The following is a 16,103-nucleotide window of genomic DNA, read 5'->3' on the forward strand; positions in this document are numbered from 1 at the left end:
GCAAGTTTTACCTTAAGTAGTAAACCATTTAAGCAAGACGATTATTCCCCAACTAATTTTTTGCGGCGTGGCGAATTATTCAATCCATGCTGGCTCAAGACCATTTTCGAATGCTCCACACACTATTTTTGCCATAGAACAATCAGGATCAATGCGCAATGCACAATCACAATAATACTTTACTTCTCCTAGCCTAAACCACCAGCTGATATAAGCTAATAAAGCGTAAACTTGCACAGATAATTTTGGAATGCTTTTAGTAATAATAGCCATAGATTTTAAAATTTTGCACGCGAAAATAGCTCTCTTTATATCAGGCTTATTATTTGTTTGAGTGAATTTTGCTTCTAAACAATGCCGCAAATTACGAGATACTTCAGAAGTGTGAGGACACCAAGCAAATTCCGACAAAGTTTTTTCGTCATACCATTCTTGATTTTCATCCAGAATAGAAATAAGCATTGCGTCACGAACATTAATATTATGCAACATTGCTATTGGCAGGTTTACTAGATCATATCCAAACATTTTTTCATCGTAAGCAAACATATTGTACCATCGCATAAGCGCTCTGCTTGCAATATCTCTAATGGCGTATTGCTTGCCATTTCGATCAACATTTTCTATAAAAGCTTCCGAAACTGCCGGAACCCAATATTCTAATCCTTTAATCCATTGCACACTATCACTACAGTTGTTGTAAATATATTCCTTAGAAAAAGTCATAAAAAAGCTGCACTCTTTGGAAGGATATATATTCCCATTAATATCTGAAATTTCTCTTCCAGCAAAACTTTCAAAATCTTCTGAACCTGCAAAATCTAAACAACCATTAAAAGAATTAGCGCTTTCACCATAAATTTGCATAAGACTTTGCATATCAAAGTCATCCATACAATTATGCGATATCTTTGTTTTCAAATCATCCTCTACAATTTCCATGCATACTCCCCCTCATTTTTTACATGATTTTTTATTTTGATAATCAAACTATGTAATAGCATTTTTTGATATATTGAAGTTTCTCAAGACATAAGTCAGCATTCAATAAAAAACTATTTCCGCGGTGAAAAGCTTATTAAACCATAATAATAACTGCGTTTTGTAATGTTCAGCCCTGTGGATAACTTTCATAATATGAGCACATTTATAGGCAACAATTACAGTCTTAACGATATTGAATCTAGAATTACTTTTTTAATTTCTCAGCAATTTAATACGGGACTAGAAGATAATCTTTCATCCACATGTGCGCAAACACTACAGCAAGTAATAAAGCAAGCTATTGTTTCAAGCGAAGGCGGAAAACGTCTTAGAGCTCTTCTTACGATTTCAGCATTTTACGCTGCATCAAAAGAAACCAATATTCAAAAAATCCATGAACAGTCTGTATTTGACATAGCTTGTGCTCTAGAAGTATTTCAAACAGCTGCATTAATTCATGATGATATTATTGACGAATCTTATTTGAGACGTGGAAAGCCTAGTGCGTATTGTGCATTAAGTAAAGCTTGCAATAATAAGCATATTGGCACAGGCTTAGGTTTAATGCTAGGAGATCTACTTGCCACAGAAAGTTTCGATATTGCAAGAAATTGTGCGAAGAATTTTACTTATGGCGAGGAATTGTTAGCAGCATTTGCGTCTATGCAAAGAAATGTTGGTATTGGTCAAGTATTGGATTTGTCTATAGAAATGATGCAACTAGATAATCCAATACAACTTGCGGAATCATCTTTGAATGTTTTTAGATGGAAAACAGCCAGTTACACTACTGTTGCTCCATTAACTCTCGGCTTTCTTGCAGCAAATATGCAACCAACTGAAGCATACAATCTTGCTAATTCTATTGGCAATTCGTTAGGCGTTGCTTTCCAGATTGCTGATGATTTGCTTGATATTGTTTCAGATAGCAAGATTACAGGTAAGCCTATTGGCGGTGATATTAGAGAAGGTAAGCGTGCAGTTCTTCTTGCAGATGCTTTGCAATACGGAAACGATAACGAAAGAGAAATACTATTAAAAGCTTATACGAGTAGTACTAGGAGTGAAGATGATGTAAATAAAATAATACAGATTTACCATACTTCTGGTGCTATTGAAAAATCAAAAAAGCGAATTGAGAATCTATGGAATGATTCACAACAAGCAATCGAATCAAGTACATTGAGCGATAGTGGAAAAACTATTTTGCATGAAATTAGCAAACGATTTATACCAGAAGCATGGCGTAATGTACAATAATATTTAGTAAATAACGCTCGAAATTAGCCTTCTTTACTATCTTGCTTGTACACTCGTAAGTAGCAAAAATGGTTTTACGCGTATAAGGATTGTGACAATGGATGAAGCTACGCAGGCGCAGCCAGGTATGCGCATTGAAAATCGCTATCGCATTGTGCGCAAAATAGCTCAGGGTGGCATGGCTACTGTGTATCAAGCAGAAGATGAACGCCTTGATAGACCTGTAGCAATTAAAATCATGCACACTCAACTTGCTCAAGGAGTGCATCGCCAGCAATTTATTGCTAGATTCCGCAGAGAAGCAACCTCTGCTGCAGCAATTGCCAATCCACATATTGTGCAAGTTTATGATACGGGCGAATATGATGGGCTTGATTATCTTGTGATGGAATATGTTCATGGCGTTAATTTGCGTTATGAAATGAATATGCAAGGCACATTCAGTGTGCGAGATACGCTGCGTTTACTTGCAGAAACTTTGGATGGTCTCGCTTCTGCACATAATGCTGGAGTTGTGCATAGAGATATTAAGCCGGAAAATATTTTAATTAACGATCGAGGTCATGTTCAGATTACTGATTTCGGTTTAGCTAGAGCAATTTCGCAAGCAACATTATCTTCTACAGGATTGCTTCTTGGCACAGCAGCTTATCTTGCTCCTGAACTTATTGAGCATAATCTTGCAACTCCTCAAGGTGATTTGTATTCAGCGGGCATGATGGCTTGGGAAATGCTTGCAGGAAGAGTGCCTTTTACTGCAGATAATCCTGTTACGCTTGTTTTCAAGCATGTGCATGAAAACACTCCTTCAATTGCTACAGCTTGCCCTGGAATTAGCGAAAAAGTTGCACAATTCATAGCAAACCTCACTGCTCGCGACATGAACGAACGACCTAAAGATGCAAGTGAAGCATTAGCAAAATTACGTGCACTTTCTACACAATTAAACCCTGAAGATTGGCAATACAAAGCAGAAGAACCACAAGAGTTTTCAGAAGAAACAGACTTTTCTCCTATTAATAATTTGCGTGTTCCCCCTGAAGCAAATTATTCGGACAAATTGAATCCTAATAATGACTCAGATGCTACACGAGCGATAAATACTTCAGGCTCTAATTTTTCTGCTAATTCCAACTCTTTATTGCAAAATGCTACAGACGAAACTGTTGCAATACCTAGAGATAATTCTGTAGGTGAACTCGATTCACGCACAAATAATGATCTACATAATCCTGAAGTCAATAATGTAGCAATAGACAATTCACTAGCGAAGTCCAACAGTGCTTTCGATGCGAATAATCTTCAAAAAACACAAGCTATGCAATGGCATGCTACTAATGCAGAAGATGTGTCATACAATTCGCAAGATAATCCTTTAGAAGAATTTGACGATAGCAATATGCCAACAATTGCTATTAGCTCTCGCAATTTTAACAACAAATTAAATGCAACAAAACCATTGGGCCTGTCATATACAGAAAAGGACTTAGGAAACAAGTCTAACCGCTCTTCTAAAAAGCGTGTTTTCATTATTGCAGGTTTAAGTACAGCTGGAGTATTAGCAATTGCTGCTATTGGTGGTTTTTGGTATTTCTTAGGTCCTGGCAGTTATTGGACGCTACCTAAGCCTGACGACCTTCAATGCAACAATTATGCATCTTGCAAAATAACTGATGTCAATTGGCAACGATATGAGCACACGCTTAAAGTTGCTGGAATTCCTTACACAGTTTCAAAAGATTATAGTGACGATGTGCCAGAAGGAAAAGTAGTTTCAACAAATCCTGATGTTGTCGGAAGCCATATTCAAAAGCACAATAATAGTGCTCTTAATGTTGTAATTTCGCGTGGAATTCGTAAGGCTACAATCCCGGACGATATTACAGATCCAAAGACTTACAATGGCAAAAATCCTTTGAAAACATTGCGTAAAGCAGGCTTTACTAACATTATTCACGATAAGTCAGGAGATACGTATTCTATAGATATACCAGCTGGCAGCTTAATTGATATTAACCCTAAACCTGGCACACGCATGAACCATAACGAAGAAGTAAGTATTTTACTTTCTAAGGGACCTAAGCCTGTACAAATGCCAGATATAGTTGGGAAAACAAAGAATGAAGCTGACTTAGCTTTGACTGACGCTAAGCTGGATGTAAAGTACGAAGAAGAAAATAGCGATACTGTAGCAAAGGGTAAGATTATCCGCGCTTCTGTTGAAGCTGGTTCTGACTTACATTGGGGCGATAGCGTTAAAGTTGTTGTTTCAAAAGGTCCAAAAACTGTTACATTGCCAAACGTTTGCGGAAAGAGCAGTGATGAAGCTAGAAGGATTATTGAAAGTCTAGGGCTTAAAGTTCGTGTTTCTGCTCCACTTGGTGATTTAATGCACGTAGTGCGCTTCCAATCCCCTGGAGCTGGAAGCGAAGTGCCATTGAAGGATTCTAATGGAAATCCTTCTATTATTACTCTTACAGTAATATAAGCGTGTCTTAAGTATTATAAAAGCGGCGGAAGCTCAATAACTTTCGCCGCTTACATATTTGAACATAAATAAAATTTAAATATGTAATAATGTTAATCTAATAGCATGAGAATCAGCATTATATTTTACTTATTTTCGTTACTTTCTTCACGTTTTTGACGCATACGTTCTTTTACGGTTTGAGCATATTCATCAACGTATTCTTGACCACTCATTTGCTGAATAGACTTAGTTACTTTATCTGTAATTTCGCGTAAACGCTCGTGAGTGATCTCACTTTCGTCACGAACACGCTCTACTTGAATAGGCTCGCCATAAATCGCCTTAGTCTTGCCTTTTGCTGGAATAACTTGACCATGCACTTGTAATTCTCTAGTTCCAATAATTGCAACAGGTATAATCGGGCAACCTGTTTCAAGAGCAAGACGTGCAGCACCAGTATGACCACGATATAAACGACCGTCTGGGCTTCTTGTGCCTTCAATATGAATGCCAAAAAGCTGACCTTTTTCTAATATTTCACGAGCATGATTCAAAGCGCCAAGAGATTTTGCGCCTCCAGAACGATCTACGGGGAAAACGCCCACAGAAGTAAACCACCACTTCTTAAAACGACCCTTTAAACCTTTGCCTTCAAAATATTCTGCTTTACCCATAAAGTGGATCATACGAGGACAAGTCAATGGCAGAAGCGCGTCATCAATAACAGCAAGATGATTTGCAGCAATAATAGCTCCACCCTTTTTAGGAACATTTTTAACACCTTGCGCTGATGGATGAATCCTCATGCGGGCAATACCCCCAAGTCCCTTCACGAAGAACCAGTACAACATACCATATCCTTTCTTGCAAGTCCAATTTCGAACATTTTAAGCATAGAATCAGGAAGACTTGCTACAGTATAGTTCATGACTTCTTCTAAGAATACCAACGACCCTCGCCGTGATGACGAGTTAACGTCAGAATCGTTAAAAAATAATCGAAAACAAAACAACGGAGATTTTGATGACGAATGGTCATCTTTTGTTGCAGAACATTCTGATGACATGAACGATATTGCTAATTCACGTAGCGCAAAAAGTTTTGAAAAGCACGCTCAGAAAGAAGAAAAAAAGAAAGAGCGCAACACTATAGCAAGCGACAATAATTCTAAAAATCAAAAAAGTGTAATAAAAAATAAATTTAACTTAAAAAATCTAAGTAGCCATAAATCTTATATTATTCCTACTAGAATGCAAGATTCTCACACGATTATAACTGCTAAAGGTCCTCGTGATAATACCCGCACAAGTTGGCTCGATTTAGATAAGACTATGGAAGACTATGGCGATGATTTTGTGCCTCCAAATCCACAATTTTATAACGTATCTCTAGTTAATGTAGTTTTGTGGATTCTATTTGTTATAGGTATCTTCGGTGTTATTGTAAGTGCTTTTATTCCTACTATAGCGAACATTGTTGGTATTATATGCGGCTTATTAATGCTACTTAGTGGAGCAGGATTACTTATGAATCGCAAAAAACCTGATCCGTATAAAGAAGATTACAGCGATTATGGAGATGGTGCTCGAGTATAGCTAATAATCAATCGAATATAATAAAAGGCGGCATGATTTTGATCACACCGCCTTTTATTTATATTTTACTTTAGTAAGCTTTCAAGTCACTCAGCTTCATTTTCAGCTTCGTTTTGACCATGGCAAAGCTTGTACTTACGACCAGAACCACATGGGCATTCGTCATTCTTATTTGTTCCTGGGAATGTACGTCCATCAGACCATGGAGTCTTCCATTCTTCATTCTTTGGTCGCATGGTTAATGGAACATCGCCTTCAGCATGGCTCAAAGGTGCAGGACCAACAATACCAGCAGCTTGATCTTCAGCATCTACCTCAGACGAAGCTTGCGCAACATCTTCATCAAGCTCATCGTCAGAAGAAATATCTTCAGTAGAAGCAATCTGATTGACATCAATGTGGAATAGAAGCTGAATGCTTTCTTCCTTAATTGCCTCAATCATCGAATTGTACATCTGGTAGCCTTCACGCTGATATTCAACGAGCGGATCACGCTGACCCATACCACGCAGACCAATACCATCCTTCAAATAATCCATCTCATAAAGATGTTCACGCCACTTGCGATCGAGAACAGAAAGAACAACGCGACGTTCAATTTGACGAAGTGGATCAGCACCGAGACGATCTTCGACGAGAGAGTAAACCTTTACTACACTGTCGACGATCAAATCACGCAAAGCAGAAACAGCTTTTTCGCCCTTGAGATTGATAATAGTTTCACGTACCTGATCCCAATCAAGAAGTACAGGCATTACAGAGTTAAGAGCATCTTTTAAGCCGTCCAAATCCCAATTCTTTGGCTTATCAGAACCGTTCATTGCGCCACGCACATAGCTTTCTACGGTGTCACTGATGAACTTCAAGATGTCCTCGTGAATATCTTCACCCTTAAGAACCATCTGACGCTCTGCATAAATCACAGTACGCTGCTTATTCATAACATCGTCATACTTCAAAACGTTCTTACGCATTTCAAAGTTACGAGCTTCAACAGTCTTCTGTGCCGTACGCACACCGTTAGAAACGTACTTAGACTCAATTGGTTCGCCTTCTGGCAATCCCTTAGCCATAACACGAGCAACAAGCTGAGTGTTGAACAGGCGCATCAAATCATCTTCCAAGCTCAAGTAGAAGCGAGATTCGCCAGGATCGCCCTGACGACCAGATCGACCTCGAAGCTGGTTATCAATACGACGAGATTCGTGACGCTCAGTGCCAAGAACATACAAGCCACCAAGCTTCTTAACTTCTTCATGCTCGTCTTTAACTTGCTCTTTAACTTCAGCTAAAACGCCTGGCCAACGCTTCTCATATTCTTCAGGAGTATCGTCTGGAGAATAACCATCAGCCTTCAACTTTGCATCAGCCAAGAATTCAACATTGCCACCAAGCATAATATCAGTACCACGACCTGCCATGTTAGTAGCAACAGTTACAGCACCCTTACGACCAGCAACAGCAACAACAGCAGCTTCCTTAGCATTCTGCTTAGCATTCAAAACCTGGTGAGGAATGCGAGCAACGTCAAGGAGTGAAGAAAGAATCTCAGAAGATTCAACAGAAGCTGTACCAAGCAACACAGGCTGTCCTTTAGCATGGCGTTCAGCAACATCGCGCACGATAGCAGTAAGCTTTTCTTTCTTTGTGCGGAAGATCAAATCGTCCTTATCTTTACGAATTACTGGACGATTGGAAGGAATTGGAAGAACACCAAGCTTGTAAGTTCCCATGAACTCTGCAGCTTCAGTCTCAGCAGTACCAGTCATACCAGCAAGCTTGTCGTACATGCGGAAATAGTTTTGCAAAGTAATAGTAGCAAAAGTCTGATTTTCTGCCTTAACTTCCACATTTTCTTTAGCTTCAATTGCTTGATGCAAGCCCTCGCTATAACGACGACCTGGAAGAACACGACCAGTATGCTCATCGACAATCAAAACTTCGCCGTTGGTGACAACATAGTCACGATCTAGAAGGAAAAGCTCCTTAGCTTTCAAAGCGTTATTCAAATAACCAATAAGAGCTGTATTGCTTGGCTCATAAAGGTTATCGATGCCCAAGTAATCCTCAATTTTTGCAATGCCAGGATCAAGAATACCTGCGGTTTTTTTCTTTTCGTCAATCTCGTAATCAACATCGCGAGTAAGCTTCAAAACAAGCTTTGCAAATTCACGATACCAATGAGTTACATCACCTTCAGCAGGACCTGAAATAATAAGTGGCGTACGAGCCTCATCGATAAGAATGGAATCGACCTCATCGACAATTGCATAGTGATGACCGCGTTGCACAAGTTCGCTCTTTTCCCACGCCATATTATCGCGCAAGTAATCGAAGCCAAACTCATTATTTGTACCGTAAGTAATATCAGCATTGTATTGCTTACGACGCTCAGGTGGCTGCTGGTCGGTAATAATGCAGCCAACGCTCATGCCAAGGAATCTATAAATACGACCCATAAGTTCGCTTTGATAGCTAGCAAGGTAATCGTTGACTGTGACAACGTGCACGCCTTTGCCTTCCAAAGCATTCAGATAGCTTGGCAAAGTAGCGACCAACGTTTTACCTTCACCAGTTTTCATTTCTGCAATATTGCCCCAATGCAATGCAGCACCACCCATAAGCTGCACATCGAAATGACGCTGGCCAAGCGTACGCTTTGAAACCTCTCGCACAGTAGCGAAGGCTTCAGGCATCAAATCATCAAGCTTTGCACCATTGTCTAAACGCTGCTTGAATTTAGCAGTTTGACCCTTCAATTCTTCATCGGAAAGCGCGGAAATTTCATCTTCCAACGCATTCACAGCCTTGGCTACGTTCTCAAGGCGCTTCAATTGACGGCCTTCACCCATACGCAAGGCTTTATCGACGATATCTACCACGTTTTGCTCCCTTAGGTCATGTCTATGACGACGGCCTAGCCAACATAGACGTAAACTGTGCCTATATTACGCGACGGCTACGATTTTTGTAAGTTAGCGAGTCTGATTTCTACATAAAAATGCCCGCCCAACATTGTGCTAGACGGGCACGCGCACTTATTCGCGCACTTTAGACATGTTTTTAACCATTACTTTTGCTTAGCAACATTTTCAGGTGTATCAATTTCAAACACGCCATAGCTCCAACCATGTCTGCGATATACTACAGATGGTCTCATAGTTTCTTTGTTTACAAACAGGAAGAAATCATGTCCAATAAGCTCCATCTCATACAAAGCCTCATCTATGCTCATAGGCTCTGCAATATGTAGCTTACGACGAATCACGATAGGAGTGTCGCCAACACTTACTTCCACAGATTCACCAGGACCTAAATCGGAAGCAACAGCAGCATCTGCGCTATTAACCTCATTTTCTTCTGGCTCTTCAACGGTAGTTTCAATCTCAGGTTCTACAGCACCCATATCTACAGGAGTCATTTCCGTATATCCACGGCGATGATCCTTACGACGATCGCGAGTACGACGCAAACGAAGCGTCAACTTATCAAGCGCCATATCTAATGCGCTAAATTGATCAGTGCTAGAAGCTTCTGCGCGAATCACAGTGCTTCCTGCAACAACAGTGATTTCAACTCGCTTTGCTGTGTCAGCCTGCCTTGGATTGCCTTCATGAGTCAACACGATTTGCACGCGCTGCGCATCAGGCGCAATGGCGGTCACACGATTCATCTTACTTTCTACAACGTCACGGAACCTTTGATTAATCTGCGTATGACGACCAGTAATGACGATTTCCATGCGAAACCTCCCCATATAGACTCGAACCTTAAGCTCGATTTGTACAACCCGACTGCCACGATGCCGTCGGTTCTTCTATTATATCTGCTAAATCCATACAAACCTAGCAATTTATTAAATTAAAATAAAAAAATTAACGTTTATTACGGAATTTCTTATAAAATAACGAATTTTTTACGATATTAATATTATCTGCTATAATTAGGAAGGTTGAGGTTTCACGATGGCCGCGGTCACAATGTTCATTCGGAGTGACTGAGGAACTTCCGGGCTCCACAGAGCACAATGGCGGATAACGTCCGCCCAGGGCGACCTGAGAGATAGCGCAACAGAGAATAGACCGCCTGAACGTTTCGTTCGGGTAAGGGTGAAACGGCGGCGTAAGAGACCACCGGGCTTCTGGCAACAGTAAGCCGCATGGCAAGCCTCATTGGGAGCAAGGTCAAGCAGAAGACGCTTTAGAGCTGCTCGCTCAAGTCTTCGGGTAGACTGCTAGAGTTTGGCGGTAACGTCAAATCGAGATGGATGGCCATCCGCATGCACTTGTGTATGCGACAAAACCCGGGGTATGTGAAACCTCATCAACTCAACCAAATAGCATATTTTCAACTTATATCGCTGATTTTTGGAGCGAAAGAAAAATCAGAGAATACTGCTAAACACTTATTAAACGACGAATCTAAATCAATTTTTACGTTTGAATTATCAACTACTCCGCATGTTTGCATACCAGCTTGCTGAGCTGAACATAAAGCTGTAGCAGAATCTTCAAAAACTATGCATTCAGCTGGATCTGCTTTAAGCTGATTAGCAATATCGGTATAAGTTTTAGGACTATGCTTACCTTTTTCAGATAAATCTTCTCCAAAATGAAGAAAATCAAAACAATCAAAAATACCAACTCTTTTTAAAGCTGGAATACACAAGCGTTTAGAAAGAGTTGTGGCAAGAAAAAGCTTTACACCATTAGAATGCAAATAATGCACATATTCATACGCGCCTTTTCTTAGCGGAAGATGATTAGCATAAGCGTCAAAAGCCATATCTGACCACTCCTTCATCAAAGCTTCAGGAGAATCAGTGAACCCGTAATTTTTAATAACATATTCTGCAATTTGTCTAGGATTCATTGTTGCAGTTGTACTAGCAAAGATTGAGGGAACGCTCATACCACGTTTCGCAAAACTTACTCGATCAATATCATCCCAAACGCTTAAAGAATCAAGTAATGTGCCGTCAAAATCAAAAATCGCTGCAACAATAGACGAATTATTTTGTAAATCCATCAATGATCTTCCTACTTGCATTCAATAGTTCACGAGCATGTTCTAGTGAAGTTTTTGATTCACTTCCATCAAGCATCCTAGCAATCTCTTGTTCACGCATCAAATCATTAAGCTCAATAACAGAAGTATTTGCAACTTTAGCAAAAGAGCTATTCTCGCTATTATCGTCATTTTCAACAAGATTTTTTTGTACTGCAAATTGTACATCTGCAAAAGAAGCAACCTGAGCTAAATGAGTAACAACAATAACTTGAGCATGTTTAGAAAGTTGAGCCAAACGTTTACCTAGCTCTACTGCCGCAACACCACCAACACCAGAATCTACTTCGTCGAAAATAAATGTCATATTTTCTTCGTCGCAATCTGTCAACTTCGCAATAACAAGCTCAATTGCAAGCATAAGCCTACTTAATTCACCACCAGAAGCACTTTTGCTCATCGGCAAATCTGAAGAAGCAGGAAATGGTCGGAACAAAAACTCTACATCATCACATCCGTTAGCATCAAGCGGAATAGAACCAGATAAATCTTCGCAACGCTTATTTACACTGATAATTAATTGAGCACCTGGCATGGCCAAAGAGTTTAATTCTTCACTAACTAAAGTGCCAAAATCATGAGCTGCATTTAAACGAGTTTTATATAATTCTTCAGCAAGTTTAAGAGCATCATCATATCGTTGAGCACATTTAGCACGCGCTTTGGCAATAGCTTCAGGAGAATCATCTAAATCTTCAAGTTCAAACTGAGCTTTTTCGGACCAATCAAGTACATCATCTAATGTTGGGCCCCACCTACGAGTTAAATCAGTAAGATCATGAATACGAGAATTTAAATCATCTAAATCTTTTTCACTTACATCGATATCCAACTGTTGAGCAAGCTGCATTACGATATCGTCAAGTTGAGCATGAATATCGTCAAGTTGATTTGCAATAGAATTGAAAGAATCATCTACACGAATATTTCGTAATGCTTGAGAAGCTTTATCTACAAGGAAACAAGCATCTTCAGATGATTCTGAAGCACCACAATCTATTTGACTGGAATCAAGGGATGCGAGCGCAATGCTCACTGCTTTGACAATTTGAGCAGAATTCTCAATTCTTTCTCTTTTTGCGCGCAATTCTTTATCTTCATTAGGGAGAGGATTCACATCTCGTATTCGCGCTAATGATTCTCTAAGGTAATCTGCACGTTGCCGTGAAGAAGACGCTTGATTTTCTAGTCGGTTACATGTTTCTTTAGCATCTTTCCACGCTTGATACGCACATGCGTATTGCTTAAGTAATTCACTATTTTTAGATACAGTATCAAGCAATTCGCGTTGTTTTGAATTTGTTGCTATGCGTAATTGGTCACTTTGTCCATGAATCACTATCAATCGAGAACATACTTGTTCAAGAACTGTTTTTGGTACTGCGAAACCAGAAATTGTTGCTCTTGAACGACCTTCTTGTGGTACTGTTCTAGAAACATACATATCTGATTTATTTTCGTCATTTTCTGAAGGCTCTAATTCAATACCGGATTTGCCAACAGCATCTACTAATTCACTTGTTTTAGGAATACTAAATATGCCTTGGACCCACGCTTCTTTAGCATTTGGAGAAATCCTTGCAACTTCTGCTTTGGATCCAGAAATAAGCTTGATAGCACTTAAAAGCATTGACTTTCCGGCACCTGTTTCGCCCGTAATAGCTGTCATGTGAGACGAAGGAGTAATAAGCGCATGTGAAATTGGCCCAAGATTACGTATTTCTAACTCTTCAAGCACGCTGTACCTCGTTTTATAAATGCTATATTTAATATTATTTTCTACTTAAATAATTCATTTTAAAGAATTATTATTGTGCTCACGCCATCCAACTATTGGCAAATCAAATTTTGTAACTAAACGCTTCGTAAAAGGAGCGCCAGAAAGTCTAGCTAATAATAGCTCATCTTTTGATTGACGAACTTGAATCCTTGATCCCTGAGGGAGCGCACGCTGTCTTCTACCGTCGCAACAAATCCAACCTCCAGAAGACGATTCATTAAGAATGTCAATAGTAAAAGTAGAACCGGCACCAATAATTAGAGGACGCGCAAAAAGAGCATGAGCAGCTAATGGCACTAATTGCAATGCTTCTACATTTGGCCACATAATTGATCCACCTGCTGAAAATGCGTAAGCTGTGGAACCAGTAGGAGTTGAAACTATTACACCATCGCAACCAAAAGATGACATTTCAACATCGTCTACTCGTATTGAAAGTTCTACCATTCGACCTCTGTCTTCGCGATCAAGAGTTATATCGTTCAACGCCCAATCACTTAAAGGCTCGCTTTCGCCAGGAAGCCACACATCTACATGAGCTTCCATTCTCCTGTCAATAGTGTAATCCTTGTTTGCAATTCTACGAATAGCATCATTAATTTGAAAACTTTCGAATTCTGCCAAAAAACCAACATGGCCAAGATTTATGCCGATAATTGGAACAGTAGTACAATGCACTAACTCAGCAGCCTGAAGCATGGTGCCATCTCCCCCAAGTACCACAACTATTTCTGTATTTTCGTCAACTATACGAGTAGTTTTTTTAGCAAAATCAGACACAGAAGCACTGTTGAATACGTCAACAACGAATCCAGCTTTAATAAGTTGAGTCTTGACTTGATTTACCACATTACTGTGAACATCGATCCTAGCGTGAGTAACTACAAGAGCACGACGAGCCGCCGAAGCGGAATTAGTATCGAAATGTTCCTGCATATACAGCCCCTTCGTACTGTTTAAACACAACTACTACTATTGTAATTGTTAGGATACATATTGAAAAATGTTAAACATTCAATGATTAACTTATTTCTTATTTCTCGTAACGCGCATAAAGAAGATACTCCGTATTGCCATGTGTTCCTTCAATAGGAGATTCACAAGAGGAGATAACCTTTAGACCGTTTTGATTTGCACAACTTTTTATTGTTTCTAAAGCTTTAATTTTTAAAGTTTCGTCAGTTACTATTCCACCTTTTCCAAGGTTTCCTTTTCCTACTTCAAATTGCGGCTTAACTAAAAGCACAATATCTGCATGCAATTGAGCTATTCTAGAAATTACTGGAATAACAAGCGTTAGAGAAATAAAAGAAACGTCAGAAACTATAAGATTTGGCTTATATGGCAAGTTTTCTTCGTACACATTTCGAATATTTACACCGCTCATTTCAATTACATGTGAATTGTTAGCTATTTTTGGATGTAATTGACCATGACCAACATCTAAAGCTATTACAGAATGAACGCCTCTTTGCAAAAGAACGTCGCAAAAACCGCCCGTTGATGCACCTATATCTAGAGCTTTAGTTGATTTGGAAGTAGTTAAACCATTTTTAGAAAACGCTTCGAAGGCACCTTCTAACTTAAGCGCTCCGCGAGAAACGTATCTAATACAAGATTGCGTATTTTTTGATTCATTGATTGTTATTGCATGTGAATTGTTTACTAAAAATGAGGATTTTGTAATATTTCGATTGTCAACACTCACTACGCCAGCACGAATTAAACGCTGAGCAGTTGTCCTACTTTCTGCTAAACCACGCTTAACCAAAGCGCAATCTAAACGTTGTGAAATATTGCTATTTGAAAGTTTACTTAAATCCTCATTTACAGTCATAAGGAAAACTCCGGAAGAGTATAATTTTCCATATTTTCACCGCAATCTTGCAAACTCCATGCCAGCGCACAAGCAGCTCTCAAAGCATTGCAATCGTTGGTGTTATTAACTTCAATAATATTATTATTCACAACTCTTGCTATAGCATCTTCACAAGTAAAAGTAGTACCGTTAACGCGTTCAGGAGCATTATGAGATTCGTTTAATCCTCGCAAGTCTTTAGAAACAAAACTTGGACGCAAATGTTTTGGTGCAAGCATAAGCATGCGAGGATCTGTAACTCCAGTAAGAACAAGTAAAGAAGCATAGCCTCCTCTTGTCCCAGCCTCAATATCAGTATCTAAACGATCTCCAACTGCTAATGAATGCTCAATACTAATTACAGGATTCCCATACTCGTCTTTTTCAGTGTATTCTTCACATTCAGAATCATCATGCTTAGCATTAGCAGCAACCAAAAACCTTGCTTCATCATACATTGCAGATTCTGGTTTTCCAGCAGACGAAATAGGCTCCACACCCGTAGCATTAATAACAGCTTGAATCATGGAACCGCATCCAGGAGCAATACCATGCTCTCTTGGAATAGTTAAGTCGCGGTTAGTAACGAAATATTTTGCACCATGCTCAACAGCGAAAGAAACTTCCGCCATTTCTTGCCAAGTCATTTGAGGATACCAGCCTTGAATAACAGCTTTAGGATTATCTTCGCACGAATCTACAAGCTCTAATCCTACGCGTTGCACTTCTTGACGCAAATGTTCAGCGCCGAGAACAAGAACTTTAGATCCTTTCTCAACATTGCGAGCTACCATTCTTGCTGCAACAACAGAAGACGTTATAATCTGCCATGGTTCTACTTTTAAACCAAAACTTTCCAGTTGTTTTGCAACAACAGATTGGAAACGCGAAGAATTATTAGTTGTGTATTCAATTGCCATTCCATTTTTTTGCGCAAACAAAACGGAATCAGACGCATATTCAACAGCATTTCCACCACGATATACAACACCATCTAAATCAAGCAGTGCTAGACGAAATGCATCGCTTAACGGACGATTACATGAAGAAAAATTCTTTTTCGTTTCAACTTGCATACTATACCTCATT

Annotated in this window: 12 protein-coding genes and 1 other RNA gene; 4 read left to right on the forward strand and 9 right to left on the reverse strand. The window is 39.4% G+C overall.

Annotated features, from left to right (window positions below; genetic code table 11):
- Window positions 1–75: 75 nt before the first annotated feature.
- Complete coding sequence (locus HXT43_RS02920; RefSeq protein WP_064340566.1) at window positions 76–942, reverse strand: hypothetical protein; 867 nt, start codon at window positions 940–942, stop codon at window positions 76–78.
- 195 nt (window positions 943–1,137) lie between these two features.
- Here HXT43_RS02920 and HXT43_RS02925 point away from each other — a divergent pair, with 195 nt between their 5' ends.
- The gene (locus HXT43_RS02925; protein ID WP_064340567.1) at window positions 1,138–2,244 is read left to right on the forward strand and encodes a polyprenyl synthetase family protein; all 1,107 of its coding nucleotides are present in this window, start codon (window positions 1,138–1,140) and stop codon (window positions 2,242–2,244) included.
- 97 nt (window positions 2,245–2,341) lie between these two features.
- Complete coding sequence (locus HXT43_RS02930; RefSeq protein ID WP_101886025.1) at window positions 2,342–4,732, forward strand: Stk1 family PASTA domain-containing Ser/Thr kinase; 2,391 nt, start codon at window positions 2,342–2,344, stop codon at window positions 4,730–4,732.
- A 125-nt stretch (window positions 4,733–4,857) separates the two neighbouring features.
- Here the strand turns inward: HXT43_RS02930 and HXT43_RS02935 are convergent, their stop codons facing one another.
- The gene (locus HXT43_RS02935) at window positions 4,858–5,565 is read right to left on the reverse strand and encodes a lysophospholipid acyltransferase family protein (protein ID WP_032842512.1); all 708 of its coding nucleotides are present in this window, start codon (window positions 5,563–5,565) and stop codon (window positions 4,858–4,860) included.
- A 75-nt stretch (window positions 5,566–5,640) separates the two neighbouring features.
- Here HXT43_RS02935 and HXT43_RS02940 point away from each other — a divergent pair, with 75 nt between their 5' ends.
- Window positions 5,641–6,309, forward strand: a complete 669-nt coding sequence (locus HXT43_RS02940) for a hypothetical protein (RefSeq protein WP_101886024.1) — start codon at window positions 5,641–5,643, stop codon at window positions 6,307–6,309.
- Between the two features lie 86 nt (window positions 6,310–6,395).
- On the opposite strand, the gene secA is transcribed toward HXT43_RS02940, so the two are convergent.
- Together secA and hpf are read right to left on the reverse strand one after the other, a co-directional pair.
- Window positions 6,396–9,191 (reverse strand): preprotein translocase subunit SecA, encoded by a 2,796-nt coding sequence (secA, locus tag HXT43_RS02945; RefSeq protein WP_004106800.1) that lies wholly within the window; start codon window positions 9,189–9,191, stop codon window positions 6,396–6,398.
- Between the two features lie 188 nt (window positions 9,192–9,379).
- On the reverse strand, window positions 9,380–10,051 hold the full coding sequence (gene hpf / locus HXT43_RS02950) for a ribosome hibernation-promoting factor, HPF/YfiA family (RefSeq protein WP_004106803.1): 672 nt from the start codon (window positions 10,049–10,051) through the stop codon (window positions 9,380–9,382).
- Window positions 10,052–10,262: 211 nt separating this feature from the next.
- On the opposite strand from hpf, the gene rnpB reads away from it, so the two are divergent.
- An RNA gene (gene rnpB / locus HXT43_RS02955) (RNase P RNA component class A) lies at window positions 10,263–10,636 on the forward strand.
- Window positions 10,637–10,656: 20 nt separating this feature from the next.
- Here the strand turns inward: rnpB and HXT43_RS02960 are convergent.
- The 5 genes from HXT43_RS02960 to HXT43_RS02980 all read right to left on the reverse strand — a co-directional run bounded on the left by HXT43_RS02960 (window position 10,657) and on the right by HXT43_RS02980 (window position 16,090).
- A complete protein-coding gene (locus HXT43_RS02960) occupies window positions 10,657–11,337 on the reverse strand; it encodes an HAD family hydrolase (protein WP_101886023.1) in 681 nt (226 codons plus the stop codon).
- Window positions 11,321–13,114: a DNA repair protein RecN gene (gene recN / locus HXT43_RS02965; protein ID WP_112928633.1), complete on the reverse strand. Its 1,794-nt coding sequence runs from the start codon at window positions 13,112–13,114 to the stop codon at window positions 11,321–11,323. The genes HXT43_RS02960 and recN overlap by 17 nt, the downstream gene beginning before the upstream one ends.
- A 54-nt stretch (window positions 13,115–13,168) precedes the next feature.
- Complete coding sequence (locus HXT43_RS02970; RefSeq protein ID WP_112928631.1) at window positions 13,169–14,092, reverse strand: NAD kinase; 924 nt, start codon at window positions 14,090–14,092, stop codon at window positions 13,169–13,171.
- A gap of 97 nt (window positions 14,093–14,189) precedes the next feature.
- Entirely contained in the window at window positions 14,190–14,993 is an 804-nt protein-coding gene (locus HXT43_RS02975) for a TlyA family RNA methyltransferase (protein ID WP_004106808.1), read from the reverse strand.
- Entirely contained in the window at window positions 14,990–16,090 is a 1,101-nt protein-coding gene (locus tag HXT43_RS02980) for an HAD-IIA family hydrolase (protein WP_415707270.1), read from the reverse strand. Before HXT43_RS02980 ends, HXT43_RS02975 begins: the two co-directional genes overlap by 4 nt.
- Window positions 16,091–16,103 lie beyond the last annotated feature (13 nt).

This window comes from Gardnerella sp. DNF01195 (genome assembly GCF_049244175.1).
GTDB lineage: Bacteria > Actinomycetota > Actinomycetes > Actinomycetales > Bifidobacteriaceae > Bifidobacterium > Bifidobacterium leopoldii.

What these genes read in the sequence shown, in the direction of transcription:
- HXT43_RS02920 (WP_064340566.1), bottom strand. Translation starts at nt 942, where the DNA reads ATGGAAATTGTAGAGGATGATTTGAAAACAAAGATATCGCATAATTGT.
- HXT43_RS02925 (WP_064340567.1), top strand. Translation starts at nt 1,138, where the DNA reads ATGAGCACATTTATAGGCAACAATTACAGTCTTAACGATATTGAATCT.
- HXT43_RS02930 (WP_101886025.1), top strand. Translation starts at nt 2,342, where the DNA reads ATGGATGAAGCTACGCAGGCGCAGCCAGGTATGCGCATTGAAAATCGC.
- HXT43_RS02935 (WP_032842512.1), bottom strand. Translation starts at nt 5,565, where the DNA reads ATGTTGTACTGGTTCTTCGTGAAGGGACTTGGGGGTATTGCCCGCATG.
- HXT43_RS02940 (WP_101886024.1), top strand. Translation starts at nt 5,641, where the DNA reads ATGACTTCTTCTAAGAATACCAACGACCCTCGCCGTGATGACGAGTTA.
- hpf (WP_004106803.1), bottom strand. Translation starts at nt 10,051, where the DNA reads ATGGAAATCGTCATTACTGGTCGTCATACGCAGATTAATCAAAGGTTC.
- HXT43_RS02960 (WP_101886023.1), bottom strand. Translation starts at nt 11,337, where the DNA reads ATGGATTTACAAAATAATTCGTCTATTGTTGCAGCGATTTTTGATTTT.
- HXT43_RS02970 (WP_112928631.1), bottom strand. Translation starts at nt 14,092, where the DNA reads ATGCAGGAACATTTCGATACTAATTCCGCTTCGGCGGCTCGTCGTGCT.
- HXT43_RS02975 (WP_004106808.1), bottom strand. Translation starts at nt 14,993, where the DNA reads ATGACTGTAAATGAGGATTTAAGTAAACTTTCAAATAGCAATATTTCA.
- HXT43_RS02980 (WP_415707270.1), bottom strand. Translation starts at nt 16,090, where the DNA reads ATGCAAGTTGAAACGAAAAAGAATTTTTCTTCATGTAATCGTCCGTTA.